Origin of the sequence: Psychromonas aquimarina ATCC BAA-1526, from assembly GCF_000428725.1 — a bacterium.
GTDB lineage: Bacteria > Pseudomonadota > Gammaproteobacteria > Enterobacterales > Psychromonadaceae > Psychromonas > Psychromonas aquimarina.
Genome location: NZ_AUAM01000043.1, coordinates 1 through 18,528 on the forward strand (window position 1 = coordinate 1; position 18,528 = coordinate 18,528).

Here is an 18,528-nt window from a genome sequence, read left to right on the forward strand (position 1 = left end):
CGCGAAATGACGGAGGGGTTCCCGAGTGGCCAAAGGGAGCAGATTGTAAATCTGCCGCGTAAGCTTCGGTGGTTCGAATCCACCTCCCTCCACCATTTCAATCTTCACTATAATCTCCTGCTTCACCCTTTTTATATCCAATGTCTCTTATTAACAATTCTCTTATTATTAGCGTTTTAATCTAACTCGGATTTATCTACACTTAGTTATTAAAGTAACCGCAGAAGTGAATGCTCAATGTTTAGCTACAAAAATAAAAACATTCTGATTGTCGATGATCAAAAAGCATTCCATATCATGCTGAAAACAATGCTCACCAATCAAGGTGCAAAAAATATCACTTTTTCAGACAGCGCTGAAAATGCGGTTAAACTTGCGCATCATAGAGAATTTGATATCTACCTTATTGATTACAATCTGGGTTCTGGGAAAAACGGCGCTCAGTTACTGGATTACCTGCGCAATAATCATCTCATTCCCAGTACTGCTTTATGCTTTATTATTACCGGCGATAACAACAAAGGTATGGTGCTGACCGCCATTGAAAAATCCCCCGATGATTATTTAATGAAGCCCTTCTCGCAAACACAGTTATTTAACCGTCTGACCAAGGCATCACAGAAAAAAGCGGTGTTAACAGATATATTTCAAGCACTGGAAGATAAAGAATACCCGAAAGCTGTCACACTATGCCGAGAGAAAATCAACAGCGCGCCAAAATTTCGCGGCCTGTGTAAGAACCTGCTTGCCGATATTTTTATTCAGACTCAACAGTTCGAAGCGGCTGAAAAAATATTAAAACCTCTGGTTGAGAAACGTCCGCTGGTTCGTGCCAGCATCAGTTTAGGTAAAGCTTATTACCTGCAGAAGAAATATCCTGAAGCCATTAAGCTTTTAAAAGAGACCATCTATAATACGCCGCTGCAGATGGAAGCCTATCAATGGTTAGCACGCTCATACCAGGAGAACGGCGACCTAAGTAAAGCGCTTAATATCCTCACGCATGCGGCCAACATGACCAACCACAGCATTGAGCGTCACCAGGAGGTTGCTCTGCTGGCAAATGAAATGAACGAGCATAAGATAATGCTCAGCAGCTACTCCGCTATTTTACAGCTCAGCCGCAATTCCTTTTATCCCGATCCCTGCCATTTAGCCAATTATATCCGCAGCATTATTGATTATGCGAAGGAGCAGGAAGATATCAATGAGCGTAAGCTGATATTGAAACAGGTTAATTCTGCACTATATCAGAGCCGTTTTGAGGAAGGGCGCAATAATAATTTTGATTTCAACGGTTTTGATGAGATCTGCCAGGCTAAAATATCCATCGCTATTGATGAACCGCTAAAAGCAAAACGCAGAATCTTAAGCACCCTGCAGAACAGCGAAACAGAGATCACCGATCTAGATACAACATTCCTGTGCGAAAGCCTTTTTTCATTATTAGATATCGGCGAATTTGATTATGCAGAGCCGTATTTAGAAGAGCTGAATCAGCGCGATATCATGGACCCCAGCACCCAGATTTCGATAAAAAAACAGACCGGAGAAGCCCTTGAATTACGTGTACAAACCTTTAAGGAGCATAACAGACAGGGCATACAGGCTTTCAAGCAGAAATCATACGACACTGCTCTAGAGCATTTCAATCAGGCGTTGAAACTCGAAGCACTTAACTCCGGGGCACTGCTCAACCGCATTCAGGTATATATCCAGCTGCTTAAACAAAGTCAGAACGAGGAAAGGCAGGTACTGTTAACTAAATGCCAGGCCAGCTTTAATTTATTAAGTAATACCCGCTTACCAGAAGAGCATGCTGTACGCTACAAGGAGCTCAAACATGAATTAGCTGAGCTCAAAGTATCAAAATAACCTTTCAGCTCAGCAGCTTTAATTTAACCCGTTTCTCGGAAACCGGATAAGCGGTTCCTGGTAACTAGATGCGTTTACCAGAAGAACATGCTTAACGATAACAAAAGCTCAAAATACTAAAACAACTAACCTTTCAGCTCAGCCAGTTTTAATTTAACCCGTTTCTCGGAAACCGGATAAGCGGTCCCCAGCTGCTGGGCAAAGAAAGACACTCTTAACTCTTCTATCATCCAGTATATTTCAGCTAGTTGTGCATGCTCTTTCTCATTCGTCATCATGGTTTTACATAAAGCGCTGTAACGCGCTTCCAGCTCATTAACTGCAATGGTATGTAAACGGTCCTGAGTCGGATTCACCGGCAATTTTTCTAAACGTTTGTGCAGCGCCGTTAAATAACGCTTCAAGTCAGGCAGCTTAGTTTCTCCCACCTGACAGGCAAATCCAGGGAAGATAAGACGCTGCAGCTGCGATTTGATATCTCCCTGGGCAACCAGCATAGTTAAATCAACTTTGCCTTTAAGCTTCTTATTGACAGCATGCGCCAGGGTTAATACCTCTTCAACCAGCTGCGTGATCACTAGCGTACGATCAGCTAATTCTGCCCGCACCTTTTCTTTCTGAGTTTCAAACTCATCTTCGTTCTGTGCAGGTTTAGTTTCTTTTAATATTGCATCCACTGCACAGGCGATACAGTCATCAATAAGATCTTTTACCTGTCCGAAGGGGTTAAAATACAGCCCTAATTTGGCTTTATTAGGCAGACTCTGCTGCAGATATTTAATCGGCGAAGGCACATTCAGGAGTACTAAACGGCGTAAACCATTTTGATTCGCACGAAGCGCTTTTTCCTGACTGTCGAACAGCTCAATCGCCACACTTTTGTTTTTATCAACCAGTGCAGGGAATGCTTTTACTTCATAGCCGCCGTGGTCTTTGCTGAATGAGGTCGGCAGCTTACCGAAATCCCATGCAACTAACCCCGTTTTTTCAATACCCTGTTTAGATACTTTAGAAAGAGTCTCTTTAACCTCACCTTTTAATTCATGCTGCAGCAAAGCCAGATCCGTTCCCAGAGCAACACTCTTGCCGTTATCATTAATAACATTAAACTTCATTTTCAGGTGGGTAGGTAAGGCACTTATATCCCATGAATTTTCAGGAATTCTTACCCCGGTCATTCTCAGCAGCTGTTTTTCAAATGCCTCTAATAACGGCATTTTTAACGGCTCCATAACCACCATAGCGGCCTGTGCATAATTAGGTGCCGGCACAAAATTACGACGCAGGGTTTTAGGCAGGGTTTTAATCAGCGCAATTAATAACTCTTCACGCAGTGCCGGTATCTGCCAGTCAAATCCGCCCCCTTGTACTTGATTAAGCAGCGCAAGCGGAATATCAACAGTTACACCGTCTTGTTTTGTCCCGGGTTCAAAAGCATAACTCAAGTTAAGCTTAAAAGGCCCCTGCTGCCAGAAATCCGGATAAGCATTTGCCGTCACTTTATCTGCGCCGTGAGCCATCACCTGTTCACGCTGGTAATTTAACAGTTCCGGATTTGCTTTCTTTTCTCTGTTCCACCAGCTGTCAAACTGCTTGGCGCTGCCAACATTGCTGGGAATATGTTGATCGTAAAAATAAAACAGAGTTTCATCATCAACTAAAATATCGCGGCGGCGGGATTTATGTTCTAACTCTTCGATATCCTCTAATAAAAGCTGATTATCCTTAAAGAACTTATGACGGGTTATAAACTCCCCTTCCACTAACGCGTGACGAATAAACAACTCACGGCATAAAACCGGATCAATCTTGGTGTAAGTTACTTTACGTTTACTAACAATCGGCAGACCGTATAAGGTTTGATTCTCAAACGCCCCAACTACACCGGATTTTTTCTGCCAGTGCGGTTCGTTATAACTGCGCTTTATCAGGTGCTGTGCCTGCAGCTCAACCCATTCAGGTTTAATGCGCGCGGCAATACGTCCAAACAGTTTTGACGTTTCCACCAGCTCGGCAACCATGGCCCATTTAGGCTGTTTTTTAAACAAACCGGAGCCGGGAAACATAAAGAACTTACTGTTACGTGCACCGAGATATTCCGCTTCTTTATCTTTAAAACCAATATGCGATAACAGCCCGGCTAATAAAGCCTGATGAATAGAATCAAAGTTCGACGGCTGCTGATTAACTTTAATGCCCAGCTCATCGGTCACCTGTTTGATCTGCGCGTAGATATCCTGCCATTCGCGTACGCGCATATAAGCCAGAAACTCTTTCTGGCACATTTTTCTAAACTGATTACTGGACAACTCATTACGCTGCTCTTTCAGGTAATTCCAGAGATTAACAAAAGCCATATAATCCGAGTCTTTGTCAAAAAAGCGGCGGTGCTTTTCATCGGATGCCTGCTGCTTATCCATGGGACGCTCACGGGGATCCTGAATACTTAATGCGCTGCTTATCACCATCACTTCATGTACACAGCCGAACTTATCGGCAGCCAGTATCATACGTGCTAAACGCGGATCAACGGGCAGTTTAGCCAGCTGTCTGCCTAATGGGGTCAGTTTTTTGCGCGGATCTTTGGTATTTAAATTAACCGCCCCTAACTCTTCCAACAGCAGCAGGCCGTCTTTAATATTTCGATCTTCCGGCGGCTGCACAAAAGGAAATTTATTTAACTCACCAAGCCCCAGGGAAAGCATCTGCAGAATAACCGAAGAAAGATTGGTCCGCAGAATTTCCGGATCCGTAAATTCCGGACGAGACAGAAAATCATCTTCATCATACAGGCGGATACACACACCTTCACTGACCCGTCCGCAGCGCCCTTTACGCTGATTCGCACTGGCTTGAGAAATAGGTTCAATCGGCAGACGCTGCACTTTGGTACGGTAACTGTAACGGCTGATACGCACCGTTCCAGTATCAATCACATATTTAATGCCCGGAATCGTCAGCGAGGTTTCAGCCACGTTTGTTGCTAAGACTATACGCTGGCCGCGATGTGACTGGAATATACGGTTCTGCTCTGCAACACTTAAACGAGCAAACAACGGCAGAACTTCAGTATCACGTAATTTACGACGTGTTAATGCTTCTGCAGTATCACGAATTTCACGCTCACCATTCATGAAAATAAGAATATCACCGCGCCCTAAGCGCTGCAGTTCATCAACAGCATTAAAAATACCTTCGATCTGATCGCCGCCGGCATAATCTTCCAGGGAACGGTACAGAGTTTCAACGGGGAAGGTACGACCTGATACTTCAATAATCGGCGCTTTTTTACCATTACGATCAGTAAAATGCTCGGCAAAACGTTCCGGATCGATAGTTGCCGAAGTAATAATAACTTTAAGATCCGGACGACGCGGTAACAGACGTTTCAGATAACCTAATAAGAAGTCGATATTCAGGCTGCGTTCATGGGCTTCATCGATAATAATGGTGTCGTACTGGCTTAAAAAACGGTCGTTTTGAATTTCTGCTAATAATATTCCATCGGTCATCAGCTTAATATAAGACTGTTCACTGACTTTATCGGTAAAACGAACACGGTAACCAACGGTTTCACCTAAAGTTGAATCCAACTCTTCGGCAATACGATTAGCAACAGTACGTGCAGCCAGACGTCTCGGCTGCGTATGCCCAATCAGCCCGCTGACACCGCGGCCTAACTCTAAACAGATTTTCGGTATCTGTGTAGTTTTACCGGAGCCGGTTTCACCGGCAATAATTACCACCTGGTTATCGCGAATAGCTTCGGCTATTTCATCTTTTTTCTGACTGACCGGAAGATCCGGATAACTCACCTCAGGCAGGTTAGTTAAACGCATCTCACGTCTGTCCATTGAAACTTGAATATCACAGGCAATTTTCGTTAAGGCCTGCTCTGCTTTTTCCGGGGCTGTTAGTTTGGCTGCGCCGTCGATGCGCCGTGCTAAACGAAACTGGTCCTTATATAAGACCTTAGAGAGATGTTTTTTTAAAGTAGAAGCAGAAATGGTCAAAACGAATACCTAGCAAGGATCAAAAAAATGATCCTAGCAAGGCGAAAGGAAAAAAGACAGGATAAAACTAGCGGCAGTTAGGGTCTGTTGATCTTTACCGGTTAATTTTTGTTCTATCTAAAAGCATTTTGATCACGGCGAACGAGATGTGGCTTAGTCACCTAAATGAATTTCGTTCAACAAAGAGCAAAACGCTTTGAGATGAACCCGAAGGGCAACGTTTGCTGACAAGATCGTATGCGTTGTCGTCTATTTATGTAGAATAACTACACTACATAGACTCTGCCTTGTATAAATAGCCAGCAAACTGTTGCAAAAACAACCTTGAAAGATCAACAGCCCCTAATCAATACCCAGATACTTATGCACCTGTACCGATAAACGCCAGTTACGTTCGATACAAACACGGCTGCATAAAGCCGTTGCTTTGGGCTTTTGCGAAATAGGCTGCAGGCAGATGGTTTTATTTCTTGTCGATTTAAGCTGCGATAACAGCTCATCCAGCTGCTCTATATCCTTTTCTGTACCAACCGGATGCTTGATTTCGTTAGCGCGTTCAAGTGCCGACTGTAAGACTACTTTTCCGCCGCGCATTTTTACTTTGGGTGAAAGGGTCACCCAGGTACAAGCATCTACTAAAACCGGGTAGGTGCCGCTGGTTTCAACTTGAGTCTGAAAACCAAATTCATGTAACAGATGCGTTAATTCTCGCAGATCAGCCATGCATGGTTCTCCGCCGGTGATCACCACTAATTTAGCCGTATAACCTAAACGTTTGATTTCATCTACAATATCCTGTGCACTCACATCAGCCCAGCGATCCGATTCATTACTGCGGTCGGTTAACAGGTTTAAAGCGCTCTGTTTATTGGGATCTATTTCCCAGGTATGTTTGGTATCACACCAGGCACAGCCGACATCACAGCCCTGCAGCCGCACAAAGATCGCCGGTACTCCGGTATAAAAACCTTCACCTTGTATGGTCTGAAATAATTCATTTACTTTGTAGTTCGGATGCATTGGCGTATTATACTCTTTAATAATTGGTCAAAATTTAGATGACCAGCTTTATAAATGAATATAGTAGGAAATACAAATATTATGAACAAAAAAGTCGTTGTCATTTATTCCGGCGGAATGGATTCATACACGGTTCTGCACAAGGCAATTCAGCAGGGTTTAACACCTTACGCACTAACATTTGATTATGGGCAGCGCCATATCAAAGAGATAGATGTGGCGCGCTCTGTTTGTAAAGAACTTGGAGTTGAACATAAGGTTATTGATATTTCAGCCATTAATGAATTAATCGGCGGCTCTTCATTAACTGATGACTCAATTGACGTGGCACTTGGTCACTATCAGGAAGAGAATATGATCACCACGGTTGTACCTAACCGAAATATGATTCTGCTCTCTTTAGCGATTGGTTATGCTGTTTCTATCAAAGCAGAAAAAGTTTATTACGGCGCCCATTCCGGTGACCACGCTATCTACCCTGACTGCCGCCCTGAGTTTGTTGAAAAGATGAATGATGTAGCGGCCATTGCCAATTATGAAAAAACTGAAATTTTCTCGCCTTATTTGAACAGCGATAAAATTGGTATTTTAAAAGACGGTTTAGCAATGGGCCTTGATTACGGCAAAACCTGGACCTGTTATAACGGCCGTGAAAAAGCCTGCGGCAAGTGTGGTTCATGTGTTGAACGCCTTGAAGCATTTGCTGCCAATGGTGTTACCGATCCGGTTCCATACGAAGATTAATTTTTAACCTTTGCAGGATTTTAAGAGCGATAATCATGCAGGTGGTTATCGCTTTTTTGTTTGTGCAACTGATAATTTTAAATTTAAAAGCAGTTACGGATTTGTTTTTTCGTAGGCTTTCGCCTGCAGCTTATGCTGTAAACTTCTTTATAAGTCATTTCGCTTATTTAAACTCTGAAATAACAGCAAGAAGAAACAAACTAATTAATAAAAAGGTGCCTGTATATCGGCTGCGCTTTTTTTGCTTTGGAACCCAGAATTTACCTTCTCCTGTACTCGTTTCACGGATTTCTAATACCTTTCCGTCCGCCTGCGAGTCTGCACAAATAAATCCCTCTCTGCAGAAGATCAAATGCATTGAATTCGCTTCAATGCCTTTATCTAACATCAAGGCAGCCATTTTTTTGGCGCGCTCTAGGCCTTCTTCGCTGAAATTATCTGAATGCTGCAGACTTAATTTTACTTCTCTATAGATGTAACTTTTCATTTTCTTCAACAAATACTCGACGTGAAGTAACTCCTGACGTCTTATTGAATGAGGTCGAAAAAATCCTTTTTGCCCCTAAGAACACTCAGTTAGAGTGTGTTTAATCTTTTATTTTATATGAATTCAGATAAATAAATCCATTAAAATCCACTATCAAGCACAATTAAAACAGCATGAATTTGCTGACAGAAAGCAGAAAAAATTAACTGCTGCGGCAGCGGCTATCTGCTCATTATTTCTAATAAGGATGGATATTAATAATCGATCTTCTTGCTGCGCATGCTTTTTGTCTGTCCGCGCTGGGTTTTCTTATCCATACGGCGGCGCTGTGAACCTCGTGTTGCTCTCGTGGCACGGCGCACCTTTTGTACCGTTACCGCTGACAGTATCAACTCTTTTAAACGCTCTAATGCATCAATACGGTTTTTTTCCTGGGTACGATGCTTCTGCGCCTTAATAATAATCACCCCGTCGCTGGTGATACGGCTGTCCGATATTTTCAATAATCGTTCTTTATAAAACGGTGGCAGTGTTGAAGAGTTAATATCAAAGCGTAAATGAATCGCACTCGACACTTTATTAACATTCTGTCCGCCGGCCCCCTGTGCGCGAATAGCAGTCATATCGATCTGCCAGTCGGCGATTTCAACACCGTTTGATATTTTTAACATGGTTATTGCTCTTCCTGTTTATCGAGATAATGTTTCTGGTATATCTCCGGTGGCATTTTTGAAATCTGATAATCAATCATATAAGAGAAACTTTCCAGCAGTGGTTTAAACTTTTCACTACTCTTTTCCAGTTGTGATAACAGATAATATCCAGCCTCAACCGTTGATAAGCCGTCTTCACGCGGCGATTTACGAATCCGATAGGCGCTTTTCTGATCAACATTAATTGATACTTTTGGAAGAACCTGTAAAAACGGGTTACTCATTAATAATTTGTAGGCTTTTTTCCAGCTTCCGTCGAGTAAGATAAACTGAGTGCTGCTGTTAATATCTCTACTGTGCAAAAGCTGTTGAGCAGGAATTGCAGATTCATCGGGAAACACCAGATAGCTGTTGTCTAAATCAAACATATCAGCATCAAAGCGTTCTCCTATGCTGATTTTTGAGCGGGTTAACGACAGATCTAAAATTCTAGCGGTGCCCACTGCCTTTTTTTCTTCACTGGGATCTTGCAATATATGTAAAAAATGTTGATTATCAATCGATTTAATCGTGGCACAAATACAGGCCGATGCGGCTTTTGAGCAGCGTTTACAAACAGCTCTTTTACTCATTAATAAAACCTCAAAATAGAAAAGGAAATTCATGCGCAAGCGAATTATCGAAACGACATTGATAATATTAATATCAGTTGTAGTTTATCTCTTTGAACCGCAGGCGAGTCAGTTTCTTGCATATTACCACACAGGTATCGCTGAAGGTCAAATTTGGCGCCTGTTAAGCGCGACCTTCTGCCACACAAATCTAAATCATCTGCTGATGAACCTCGCAGGTTTAATTATTACTTTAGTGTTGTTTCTCGATACTTTTAAAACAGCACGATTATGGCCTATGATTATTTTTAACAGCCTTTTTATCAGCTTATGCCTGTTTTTCTTTGAGTCAGATGTTATCTGGTATGTCGGATTATCGGGAGTTTTACACGGATTGTTTAGTTACGGGGCGGCGGCTGATATTAATAATAAAGACCGCTGGGGTTACCTGCTAGGTATTGGTTTGCTTGTTAAGCTCGTCTCTGAGCAGGTTTATGGTGCACAGCAAAGTACAATTGATTTAATCGGCGCTCAGGTAATGGTTAACGCTCACGCCTATGGTGCGCTGGCTGGAATTGTTTTTTATATCACACACAAATCATTTTCAAAGCAACAAGTTACTACGAAAAGTAAATAAAACAGCTTCTTTGTTACAATGTGATTTTCATAAAAGGGACGTTATGAGCAATGATAAACTGGGCAAGCACTCATCTAAAATTACTCACCTATAAAGATCCTGTCGAATACAGAGAAGGTATCACAGCTAATTTTGTTATTTTTCTTTCGCTGATAGGTCTTGCTCTTTTTACTGCCGGGCATTTTTATTATGGTAATACAGCATTGTTTTACGGATGCGGGTTGTTATTGGGGCTTTTCTCGATCAGCCTGATTATATTTAAAAAACAGAAATCACTGCTTATTATCCTGTTAACGCTGCTGATGGGAAGCGGTCTGTTATTAATAATTTATATCAACAAAGGACAGCATTATTCTGCCACCTGGTCATTTTTATATATTTATATCTGCATGATTATCTACGGACATAAAAACGGCTTAATATTTACGGGTATTTATCTATTCATTGTACTAGCAATGCTGTTTACCTGGGTTGGCCAGACAATAGAAGTATTAGAGTTTATACGCTTTACTTTTATTGCTCTTACATCCGTCTTCTTTTCTTACCTCTCCGAATGGTCAATATCTGCCACGCTTAAAAAGTTAACTGATACGCAGAAAAATCTAGAGATTATAAGTCAGACAGACGGATTAACCGGACTTTATAACCGCCGACAGTTTGACAGTGTTTTTGCTAAAGAGATAAATACCGCGAAACGTAATAAAAATATATTAGCTTTTGTTATGCTTGATATTGATTATTTCAAATATTATAACGATGCCTACGGGCACCAGAAGGGAGATTCTGCTCTGATTAAGGTAGCTCAGCAGTTAGAGGCTGAAATGCAGCGCTCTAATGATGCTGTATTCAGGATCGGCGGTGAAGAGTTCGCTCTTTTATTTCAAGTAAAAGAAGAGCTGGATGCCGTCACTAAAACGGAAGAGATAAGAAAAACCATTGAGCTCCTGCAGATCCCCCATAAAGACAGCCGGATATCCGCTTATCTGACCCTGTCAGCAGGGGTATTTACCATAAAACCTCAGCAGATTATCAGCGAACAGTATGCTTATAAAGCTTGCGATGAGCTTTTATATCAGGCTAAAAAATGCGGACGTAACCAAGTTATCCACTGCATTTAAATCTAGTGGCCAACTGATTATTGAACAGCCACGTCATATCACAACTGATTCAACAAACAGTTAGTACATAATTATTCGCTGTCACTTATTAATAAATTAAATAAGACAGTTAACTAAAACAGGTGTGCTGCAGTATAAAAGAACAAGACAGAAACGAAAAAGACAGCCTAGGCTGTCTTTAAATGGGTGAGAACAGAGGAGAAAATGAGAGTAAAAACCAAGGAAATCTTCACCCATTTTGCCTGTAGTGGTTTAACTTATTAAAGTCGACCACCATGTATTTATATTATTAGCCCTGTAATAATGATAATACATTTTGCGTACTTGCATTAGCCTGAGCAAGCATTGAAGTACCCGCTTGCTGCAGGATCTGCGCTTTACTCATTTTCGATGTTTCAGCTGCAAAGTCAGCGTCAAAAATACGTGATTTAGCACCTGATAAGTTTTGCGATACATTTTCTAAGTTAGAAATTGTAGAACCTAAACGGTTTTGAATTGCACCGAGATTTGCACGCGAATCAGATATTTTACTTAGCGCTTCATCAATACGGTTAATAGAGTTGCTGGCATTAGCCGCAGTGTTAACACTCAAACCTTTACCAATAGCACCGCTGTTGCCCCCCGCATCAGTAAGGCCTAACTTATCAAAAGCAGCTTCCTGTAATGCTTGAGAAGATGCAGTACTGGTAATAGTAACATCTTGGCCATCTTGACCGGTTAAGGTAATTTCGCCACGGGTAGTACCTGCAGTTAGACCTGTACCAGCTAATACAATATCATTACCAGACTGTGAGGTTAAAACAAGTTCACCTGTTGTTGTATCAGCAGTTGCAACAACACCTTGTAATGTCGATCCTTGAATAGCGGTGACAACATCATCTAAAGAAGTAGCACCAACAACGGAAATGGCAGTACCATTGATAGATAAATCACCAGCAGTAACCAATGCAGCAATACTGACTGACGTCTTAACCTCGGTTGTCGCCGAAGCTGTTACCCCAGTTTGAGCGGATATTGCATTAATACCAAACGCTTTATCAGCCGCTGAAGTACCTGTAACAGCACCAAGTTCAACACCATTAATTTTAATACCATCGTTGCCATCAATCACATTTACATTAACCTGACCGCCTTTAATAACATCTGAGCCAGTTGAAATATTAAAGCCAAAATCTTGTACATCTGAAACGGTAGCAGTACCTGCAGATCCTACACCGACTTCAACCGGTGTTCCATCTGAACTGCTTAAAGATACATAACCTTGATAATTATCCTGCACTAAACCAATACTGGCGGCAGCAGCCGCCGCATCAGCAGCGCTCGGATTAGGGGCTAATGAGCCGTCACTATCACCGATATCAATTGCTTTACCTGTATCATTACTAAGCACTAATCCACCCTCACTATTTAGTGAGGCAGTAACACCACCTACATCGCGATTAATGGTATCAACTAAGTCTTGTGCACTGGAGGTCGCTGCAATTACAACATCATTAATGACTAAATTACCGTTAGTAGTGCCGTCAATACCAGCCCCACCTTCCACAATATTATAAGCAGAAGCTATAACACCAGTTAACCCTTGCTTAGCATTAATTGCAGTGGCAATATCATCAGCTGCGCCACTCGCGGGAGCCCCAATATCAACACCATTTATAGCCACTTCATTTAATAGAGGAGCACTACCGCTTACACGCCCGCCGTTAAGATCCCCTAAACCAGAAACTGCATTTAAGTTAAGATCAGTTGTTGTTACTGCATCAATAGCAAACGTTAATGTTTCACCGGAGTTCGCCCCGATCTGCAGCGTTGTACTGCCGCCGCTGCCGTCTAATAAATTCACGCCGTTAAACTGGGTTACCGTTGAAATTCGGTCCAACTCTTCATAAAGCTGATCAACTTCTTTCTGGATTGATGCTCTGTTTGATGCCGAGTTGGTATCATTACCAGCTTGAATCGAAAGTTCACGCATACGCTGCAGGATATTGGTCATCTCATCCATCGCGCCCTCTGCGGTCTGCGACATTGAAATACCATCATTAGCATTACGTACAGCCTGGTTAATACCACGAATTTGTGATTCCATACCCGTTGCAATTGCCAGACCGGCAGCATCATCTTTTGCACTGTTGATACGTAGACCACTCGATAGACGCTCCATCGCTTCGTTCTGCGTGAGCTGACTCTTGTTTAACTGACGCTGTGCATTCAGCGACATTATGTTCGTATTAATCATCTGCGGCATAATTTGCTCCTTAGTTCCTTTTCTATCCCTTTGAACGGGAAATCGGCAATTTCTGTATTAATTACCGTCAATTTTTACTCTCAAGGTTTATAATGCGAGTTCCATGCCAACTTTTAAAAACATCAAACATTAACCTTATAAACAACAACTTATTAAATACAGCAAGAAGTAAAATGCAGAGATAAAAATCTTGCTCTTGTTTTAAACAAGAGGCAAAAAAAAAGAGGCAATTAATTGCCTCTTTTTTTTGTCTTAAAAGTGAGTGGTTTTATATTAATTTAAATAAACTTAATGACTGCATCTGTACAAACGTCTGCTGCGTGACTTCCAGTAAGCTCATCTGCAGTTTAAAATCACTAATTGCCGAGGCCATATCTAGATCTTCTAAATTTGATAATGTTTTTTGTGTCGTAAGATTAAAATCCTGAGTAGATTCGCGCTGATTATCAATAGTACGCATACGCGCCCCCACAGATGTTCGAACGCCGGATACATTGGTCATGGTATTGTCAATTTGGTGACGCGCCATATCTAAACGCATTTCCCGCTGTGCTTTTGATACATCGTCTTCACCGGGCATCCTTAATGCGTCAATGGAATCCTGCATAGTGGCAAAAATGTCCTTTGTTTCACTTTGGCGTAATGTGAAGTTATCTAAGTCATCAACTTTACCTTTCAGCTCGGTCTTGATGCCGTTAAACTCAATCGACTGCCCCTCTGTATACAGAGTCGGAGCAACATATTTGGTTAAAGTATATTGATCGGCGGCAGCCGGCAGACCGTCAACTTCAACGGAAATACCGTCAATCGTTATCTCCTGGGCTGTCGTATTAGCACTGTCATATACAGCCGGCAGGGAAGACTGACCATTAATACGCAGTTCAAACTCGGTTGGCACTGCAGTTGCTACAAACTCAATTGTTATATCGCTGTTTATATCCGGGAAGGTATTAGCCGGATTAACATTGGCTATATTGGCATCGTTTAAATCAACCTTGGTGATTTTAACATCTGCCTTGCCGGTAACAGTTGTTTCTTTTAAACCGTATACCGAGTATTCCGGATCTGCACCAGGTGCGGGTTCTGTGATGGCAATAGTGTAATCTTCACTTAAAAAGCCATTAGCTGCTTTGCTGTCAATTACCGAAGCTTCATCAATTACACCTGAACCGGTATTTTTAATGTTTCCCTCAGAAACAAAAGTACCGTTGCCTTCCGCTATATCGGTAAATACTGATGAACCGGAATCATTACCTGTTACAAAAACCCCAGGCCCCACCTTATAAGCACGATCACCACTATCACCATGGTAATCAACAGTACCGAATTCATTTTTCTGGAAAGGCTGGGTGTCCACTTCAAACCCGGCAAAAATATACTGACTGTTACCATCTTTGGTATTCGCCACGCCCATTAACTCTTCGCGCAGTCCTTCCAGCTCTTTCGCAATTGCTTCACGATTTTCAGCGTTATAAGTTTCATTACCAGCAGTTACCAGCAGCTCACGGGTACGCTGCAGTATATTAGTGACCTGTGCAAGAGAGGTTTCTTCCAGCGCATTAGCGGTTTCGCCCAGTTCACCATTTTTTATATACTGCTCCCCGACGGAAAGGTCCTGCTTCAAACGCTGAATAGTCGAAATTGCCACTGCATCATCAGAGCCGTGAATAACCCGTTTTTGAGTCGACAGATGAATATTCTGCTGGCTCAGATCGGTCTGTTTTGTTAATACACTTTCAGTGTTACGTTGAAAGAAAACCTGGGTGGAAATGCGCATAATTGCCTCTCTTATACTTTTATGAGCCGGTAAACTCAATCCAGATTATAAGATGCAAAAATCATTCCAGTTTATTTGAGATATGGGAGACGGGAAGAAAAACCAGGTAAAGCAGCTTACCTGGTTTTTACATTACCTTGCGGATTGTAAAATTGTATCAAACAGCTCACTAGCGACGGTAATAACCCGGGCGGCGGCACTGTAATACTGCTGATACTGTAGTAAATTAGCAGCTTCTTCATCCATATTAACCCCGCTAGTGCTTTGCATGCGTTCAAAGGACTGGGTCTTTAAAATTAAAGTAGACTGCATCGAAACATCTGCATTGGCCGTTTTAGCCCCCAGTTCAGATAACATGCCGCTGTATACATCCTGAAAAGTAGCCTTGTTATTATTCATTATTTTCTGGTTTTGAAAATCAGCTATTTTCATCATATTACGGTTATCACCGTCACCCGTCTCATTATAATTAAGGGTGAATTTATCACCGGCGGCAGGAGAGCCGGCGTACATTTCAACATCAACACCCGCAAGAGAAAAAGTCACTTTTCCTGAAAGCAGATCCGGCGTTACCGTCAGACCGGTCAATGCATCACCAACAACTTTTGCCGGGCTATAGGTATTTGCCGATCCCGCAGGTAAAGTCACCGGATTACCACTTTTATCAAGAATATCGTAAGTGATCACCCCGGCAGCATTACCAGTAATAACAATTTCAAGCGGATTATCAGCATCCATATACAAAGGATCCTGCGGATTATTAAGGGCGCTGGTACGTAGTTCTGCCGTTCCGGTGTTAGCCGCATCGGCCGCCACTTTAATTTCAGCGTCAGCAGCTGCAATTTTTTCCGGATCTGTATGCTGCAGACTGGCCTGCTGTGCAGCTAAACGTGTCGGACGCAGGGTAAATGATTTACCAGCTACCGGCGGATCGGCAGCGATAATCGCATCAACACCAATACTTAAACCCGAATTAGGGATTTCGATACGCTTTGTTACCGATAAATCTACCGGCGCTAAAACTTGTGTCGAACCTGTACTCTGATTGGTCACACTAAAACCGATCAACTCCGGCGGCCCTGCTGCATAACTGTCAACAACCAGTTCATACTCATCCGGTGTAAGCTGACTAAGATCATCAACACGTAAACTTAACTGCGCACTGCCCAAACCGTCATTATGTGCTAAAACACGGCTTTTCATGGTCAGATCCGAGTTAATATCATTAAACAGATCTTCACCAATTTTACCTTCCAGCGTCTGCCCCTCTTTCTGCTGCTCATTAATCGAGTGCGTTAATCCTAAAATATTCTGCCCAAGCTGATTAAAAGCGCGCTCAACAACATTTTCACGAGTGTCAAACATAGCTGCAACGCTGCCGCCTAAACGGCTTCCGTCCACTTGCTGAGATTTTCCATTAATACTTACTGCCAGCTCTTTTCGAGAGGGATCCGGATCACCATTAACAGCAATAACGGATAATGCCTGCGATCCCATCACTAATGACTGGCCGCTGCCGATATAAACATTTACCATACTATTTTCAGCAGCTACCACAGAAACATTGACATACTGACTTAATTCTGTGATCGCCTTATCACGCTGGTCCATTAAATCATTGGCATTACTCTGATCACCACTGCCTGTTACGGCAGCAATCTGTGCATTAATTTTAGCAAGATTGTCAGCCAGTGTGGTAATAGTGGCAGCCGTATTGGTGATATCATTATTAATACCGTTATACTGGATCTCCATATTGTCATAAAGACGGTTATACTGATTAACCATATTAGTCGCAGACTCAAGAAATACTTTGCGAGACTCAAGCATATTCGGATGATCGGCCACTCCATTCACAGATTCAAACATTCCTAAAACGGGTTTAGTGGCAGCAGTACTTTCATCTGAAAGCAGCATATCAAGCTGACTGGATTGTTCGAATGCGCTTTTAGCATAACCATATTGCGAAGTATTCATTATGTTTTCAGTAAAAGCGAATTGATCATAAGCACGTTCAATACCGGTTACAACCGAACCTCGACCGATAAAGAAATTACCAGATCGATCTGCACCTGCTGTAGACACTTGCGTGCTTTGACGTGAATAACCTTCCGTATTGATATTGGCAATATTATGACCAGTGGTAGCAAGGCTTGCTTGTGATGAATAAATGCCCGACAAACCAATTTGAAATAGATCAGCCATTGAAATCTCCTCCCGCTAAAACTGCTTTAAACTCTTGGTTCTGCATAATTCTTTTAATTTTTTCAGCATATTTCGGATCTGTAGCATATCCAGCCTGCTGCAGCTCTTCAATATAAGCCTGTGCATTACTGCCCTGCTGCAGCGCTTCCTGATAACGTTTATTCTTGGAAATAAAGTTCTGATAATCAGCAAAACTCTCCTGTAAACTGCTGTAAGCCCTGAAGTTAGAACGGCGCTTAACGCCAACCCCGCCTTCCACTTCTAAACTGTCTTTGGCGACCTTGTCTCCCTGCCAGCTTTTATTGGCTTTAATATTAAACAGATTAAAACTGCTTTGATTATCTGCGGTATTAATAATCTTTTTACCCCAGCCGGTTTCCAATGCCGATTGTGCAACCAATACTTCCGGAGTAATACCTAATACCTGCGCCGCTTTTTTGGCATAGGGCATTAATGTTTCGATAAATGATTTTTTATCGGCAAATTCCGGCCGTTTGCCGCCGTTATTATCTTCAGGCTGCCGGGTATTGATAACTGCCTGAATATTTTCAGCAACAGCTGATTCTTTATTTCCTGCAGACAGCTGCTGCGAAGAACTCATTCGGTCTGCCGGGTTTAAATTAAGCGGCGCTAAAGCTTGGTCTAAATCAATCATCTGCTGTTTTTTACTGTCCGGCATAGTAAGCTCTTCCTGAGGCACAGACTTAGGACCGATAATTGAGCTCGGGTCAAGTTGCCTGACTAATGCATCAGCAAGCCCCAGAGAGCCGTGACGGCTGATATCAAGGGCTAACTGTTTATCCTGCATATCAGTATAAAATTTTGTCTGTCTGTTATTAAACGGGCTGTCAGTTTCGAAAGCTTCATTAGCCTGGCGCATAGATTTGATCAGCATAGTGGCAAACATTGATTCAAACTGATTTGCCACCTCTCGAATCGCCTCTTTGCTGTTACCCTGGGCTTTTTGACGCAGCTGGTCTAACCCTTGTAAGTCAAAGTAACTGCTTGCCTGTGTCACTGCCTGATTAGCCATTTTCAGCCTCATTTATTATCCGTTACCGTTAACAAAGCAAAAATAATGCCACCATTATGTTTTGAATGTTTTTTGACCGTTAATTTATGGCATTGGTTAATTAACTTTTG

13 protein-coding genes and 1 tRNA gene are annotated in these 18,528 nt (G+C 42.2%); 5 read left to right on the top strand and 9 right to left on the bottom strand.

The window, feature by feature from the left end; genetic code table 11:
• Positions 1 to 11: 11 nt before the first annotated feature.
• A tRNA-Tyr gene (locus G337_RS0115165) sits at positions 12 to 95 on the top strand.
• 142 nt (positions 96 to 237) lie between these two features.
• A complete protein-coding gene (locus tag G337_RS0115170) occupies positions 238 to 1,875 on the top strand; it encodes a response regulator (protein ID WP_028864654.1) in 1,638 nt (545 codons plus the stop codon).
• A gap of 125 nt (positions 1,876 to 2,000) precedes the next feature.
• Here G337_RS0115170 and hrpA read toward each other — a convergent pair whose 3' ends face one another.
• On the bottom strand, positions 2,001 to 5,888 hold the full coding sequence (gene hrpA / locus G337_RS0115175; RefSeq protein WP_028864655.1) for an ATP-dependent RNA helicase HrpA: 3,888 nt from the start codon (positions 5,886 to 5,888) through the stop codon (positions 2,001 to 2,003).
• A 342-nt stretch (positions 5,889 to 6,230) separates the two neighbouring features.
• Complete coding sequence (queE, locus tag G337_RS0115180) at positions 6,231 to 6,908, bottom strand: 7-carboxy-7-deazaguanine synthase QueE (RefSeq protein ID WP_028864656.1); 678 nt, start codon at positions 6,906 to 6,908, stop codon at positions 6,231 to 6,233.
• A gap of 81 nt (positions 6,909 to 6,989) precedes the next feature.
• Between queE and queC the strand changes: the two genes are divergently transcribed.
• Complete coding sequence (queC, locus tag G337_RS0115185; RefSeq protein ID WP_028864657.1) at positions 6,990 to 7,652, top strand: 7-cyano-7-deazaguanine synthase QueC; 663 nt, start codon at positions 6,990 to 6,992, stop codon at positions 7,650 to 7,652.
• A 163-nt stretch (positions 7,653 to 7,815) separates the two neighbouring features.
• Here the strand turns inward: queC and G337_RS0115190 are convergent, their stop codons facing one another.
• From G337_RS0115190 to G337_RS0115200, 3 genes are all read right to left on the bottom strand, one after another.
• On the bottom strand, positions 7,816 to 8,139 hold the full coding sequence (locus G337_RS0115190; protein WP_028864658.1) for a hypothetical protein: 324 nt from the start codon (positions 8,137 to 8,139) through the stop codon (positions 7,816 to 7,818).
• Positions 8,140 to 8,393: 254 nt separating this feature from the next.
• Positions 8,394 to 8,810, bottom strand: coding sequence for an alternative ribosome rescue aminoacyl-tRNA hydrolase ArfB (gene arfB, locus G337_RS0115195; protein ID WP_028864659.1), 417 nt, complete (start codon positions 8,808 to 8,810; stop codon positions 8,394 to 8,396).
• 2 nt (positions 8,811 to 8,812) lie between these two features.
• Positions 8,813 to 9,424, bottom strand: a complete 612-nt coding sequence (locus G337_RS0115200; protein ID WP_028864660.1) for a tRNA-uridine aminocarboxypropyltransferase — start codon at positions 9,422 to 9,424, stop codon at positions 8,813 to 8,815.
• A 31-nt stretch (positions 9,425 to 9,455) separates the two neighbouring features.
• Between G337_RS0115200 and rrtA the strand changes: the two genes are divergently transcribed.
• Positions 9,456 to 10,040 (top strand): rhombosortase, encoded by a 585-nt coding sequence (rrtA, locus tag G337_RS0115205; RefSeq protein WP_028864661.1) that lies wholly within the window; start codon positions 9,456 to 9,458, stop codon positions 10,038 to 10,040.
• Positions 10,041 to 10,090: 50 nt separating this feature from the next.
• Positions 10,091 to 11,158 carry a GGDEF domain-containing protein gene (locus tag G337_RS27780; protein ID WP_051303276.1) on the top strand — a complete coding sequence of 356 codons (1,068 nt, stop codon included), beginning with the start codon at positions 10,091 to 10,093 and terminating at the stop codon, positions 11,156 to 11,158.
• Between the two features lie 289 nt (positions 11,159 to 11,447).
• Here G337_RS27780 and G337_RS29435 read toward each other — a convergent pair whose 3' ends face one another.
• The 4 genes from G337_RS29435 to flgJ form a co-directional block, all read right to left on the bottom strand.
• Positions 11,448 to 13,403 (bottom strand): flagellin N-terminal helical domain-containing protein, encoded by a 1,956-nt coding sequence (locus G337_RS29435; protein ID WP_051303278.1) that lies wholly within the window; start codon positions 13,401 to 13,403, stop codon positions 11,448 to 11,450.
• Positions 13,404 to 13,671: 268 nt separating this feature from the next.
• On the bottom strand, positions 13,672 to 15,180 hold the full coding sequence (gene flgL, locus G337_RS0115220; RefSeq protein ID WP_028864663.1) for a flagellar hook-associated protein FlgL: 1,509 nt from the start codon (positions 15,178 to 15,180) through the stop codon (positions 13,672 to 13,674).
• Between the two features lie 132 nt (positions 15,181 to 15,312).
• Positions 15,313 to 17,385 (bottom strand): flagellar hook-associated protein FlgK, encoded by a 2,073-nt coding sequence (flgK, locus tag G337_RS0115225; protein ID WP_028864664.1) that lies wholly within the window; start codon positions 17,383 to 17,385, stop codon positions 15,313 to 15,315.
• Positions 17,378 to 18,418, bottom strand: a complete 1,041-nt coding sequence (gene flgJ, locus G337_RS0115230) for a flagellar assembly peptidoglycan hydrolase FlgJ (RefSeq protein WP_028864665.1) — start codon at positions 18,416 to 18,418, stop codon at positions 17,378 to 17,380. Before flgJ ends, flgK begins: the two co-directional genes overlap by 8 nt.
• Between the last annotated feature and the right edge of the window lie 110 nt (positions 18,419 to 18,528).

Coding starts and splice junctions, on each gene's coding strand:
- flgJ (WP_028864665.1), bottom strand. CDS start 18,418: ATGGCTAATCAGGCAGTGACACAGGCAAGCAGTTACTTTGACTTACAA.
- G337_RS27780 (WP_051303276.1), top strand. CDS start 10,091: ATGATAAACTGGGCAAGCACTCATCTAAAATTACTCACCTATAAAGAT.
- G337_RS29435 (WP_051303278.1), bottom strand. CDS start 13,403: ATGCCGCAGATGATTAATACGAACATAATGTCGCTGAATGCACAGCGT.
- queE (WP_028864656.1), bottom strand. CDS start 6,908: ATGCATCCGAACTACAAAGTAAATGAATTATTTCAGACCATACAAGGT.
- G337_RS0115170 (WP_028864654.1), top strand. CDS start 238: ATGTTTAGCTACAAAAATAAAAACATTCTGATTGTCGATGATCAAAAA.
- rrtA (WP_028864661.1), top strand. CDS start 9,456: ATGCGCAAGCGAATTATCGAAACGACATTGATAATATTAATATCAGTT.
- G337_RS0115200 (WP_028864660.1), bottom strand. CDS start 9,424: ATGAGTAAAAGAGCTGTTTGTAAACGCTGCTCAAAAGCCGCATCGGCC.
- arfB (WP_028864659.1), bottom strand. CDS start 8,810: ATGTTAAAAATATCAAACGGTGTTGAAATCGCCGACTGGCAGATCGAT.
- flgL (WP_028864663.1), bottom strand. CDS start 15,180: ATGCGCATTTCCACCCAGGTTTTCTTTCAACGTAACACTGAAAGTGTA.
- flgK (WP_028864664.1), bottom strand. CDS start 17,385: ATGGCTGATCTATTTCAAATTGGTTTGTCGGGCATTTATTCATCACAA.
- queC (WP_028864657.1), top strand. CDS start 6,990: ATGAACAAAAAAGTCGTTGTCATTTATTCCGGCGGAATGGATTCATAC.
- G337_RS0115190 (WP_028864658.1), bottom strand. CDS start 8,139: ATGAAAAGTTACATCTATAGAGAAGTAAAATTAAGTCTGCAGCATTCA.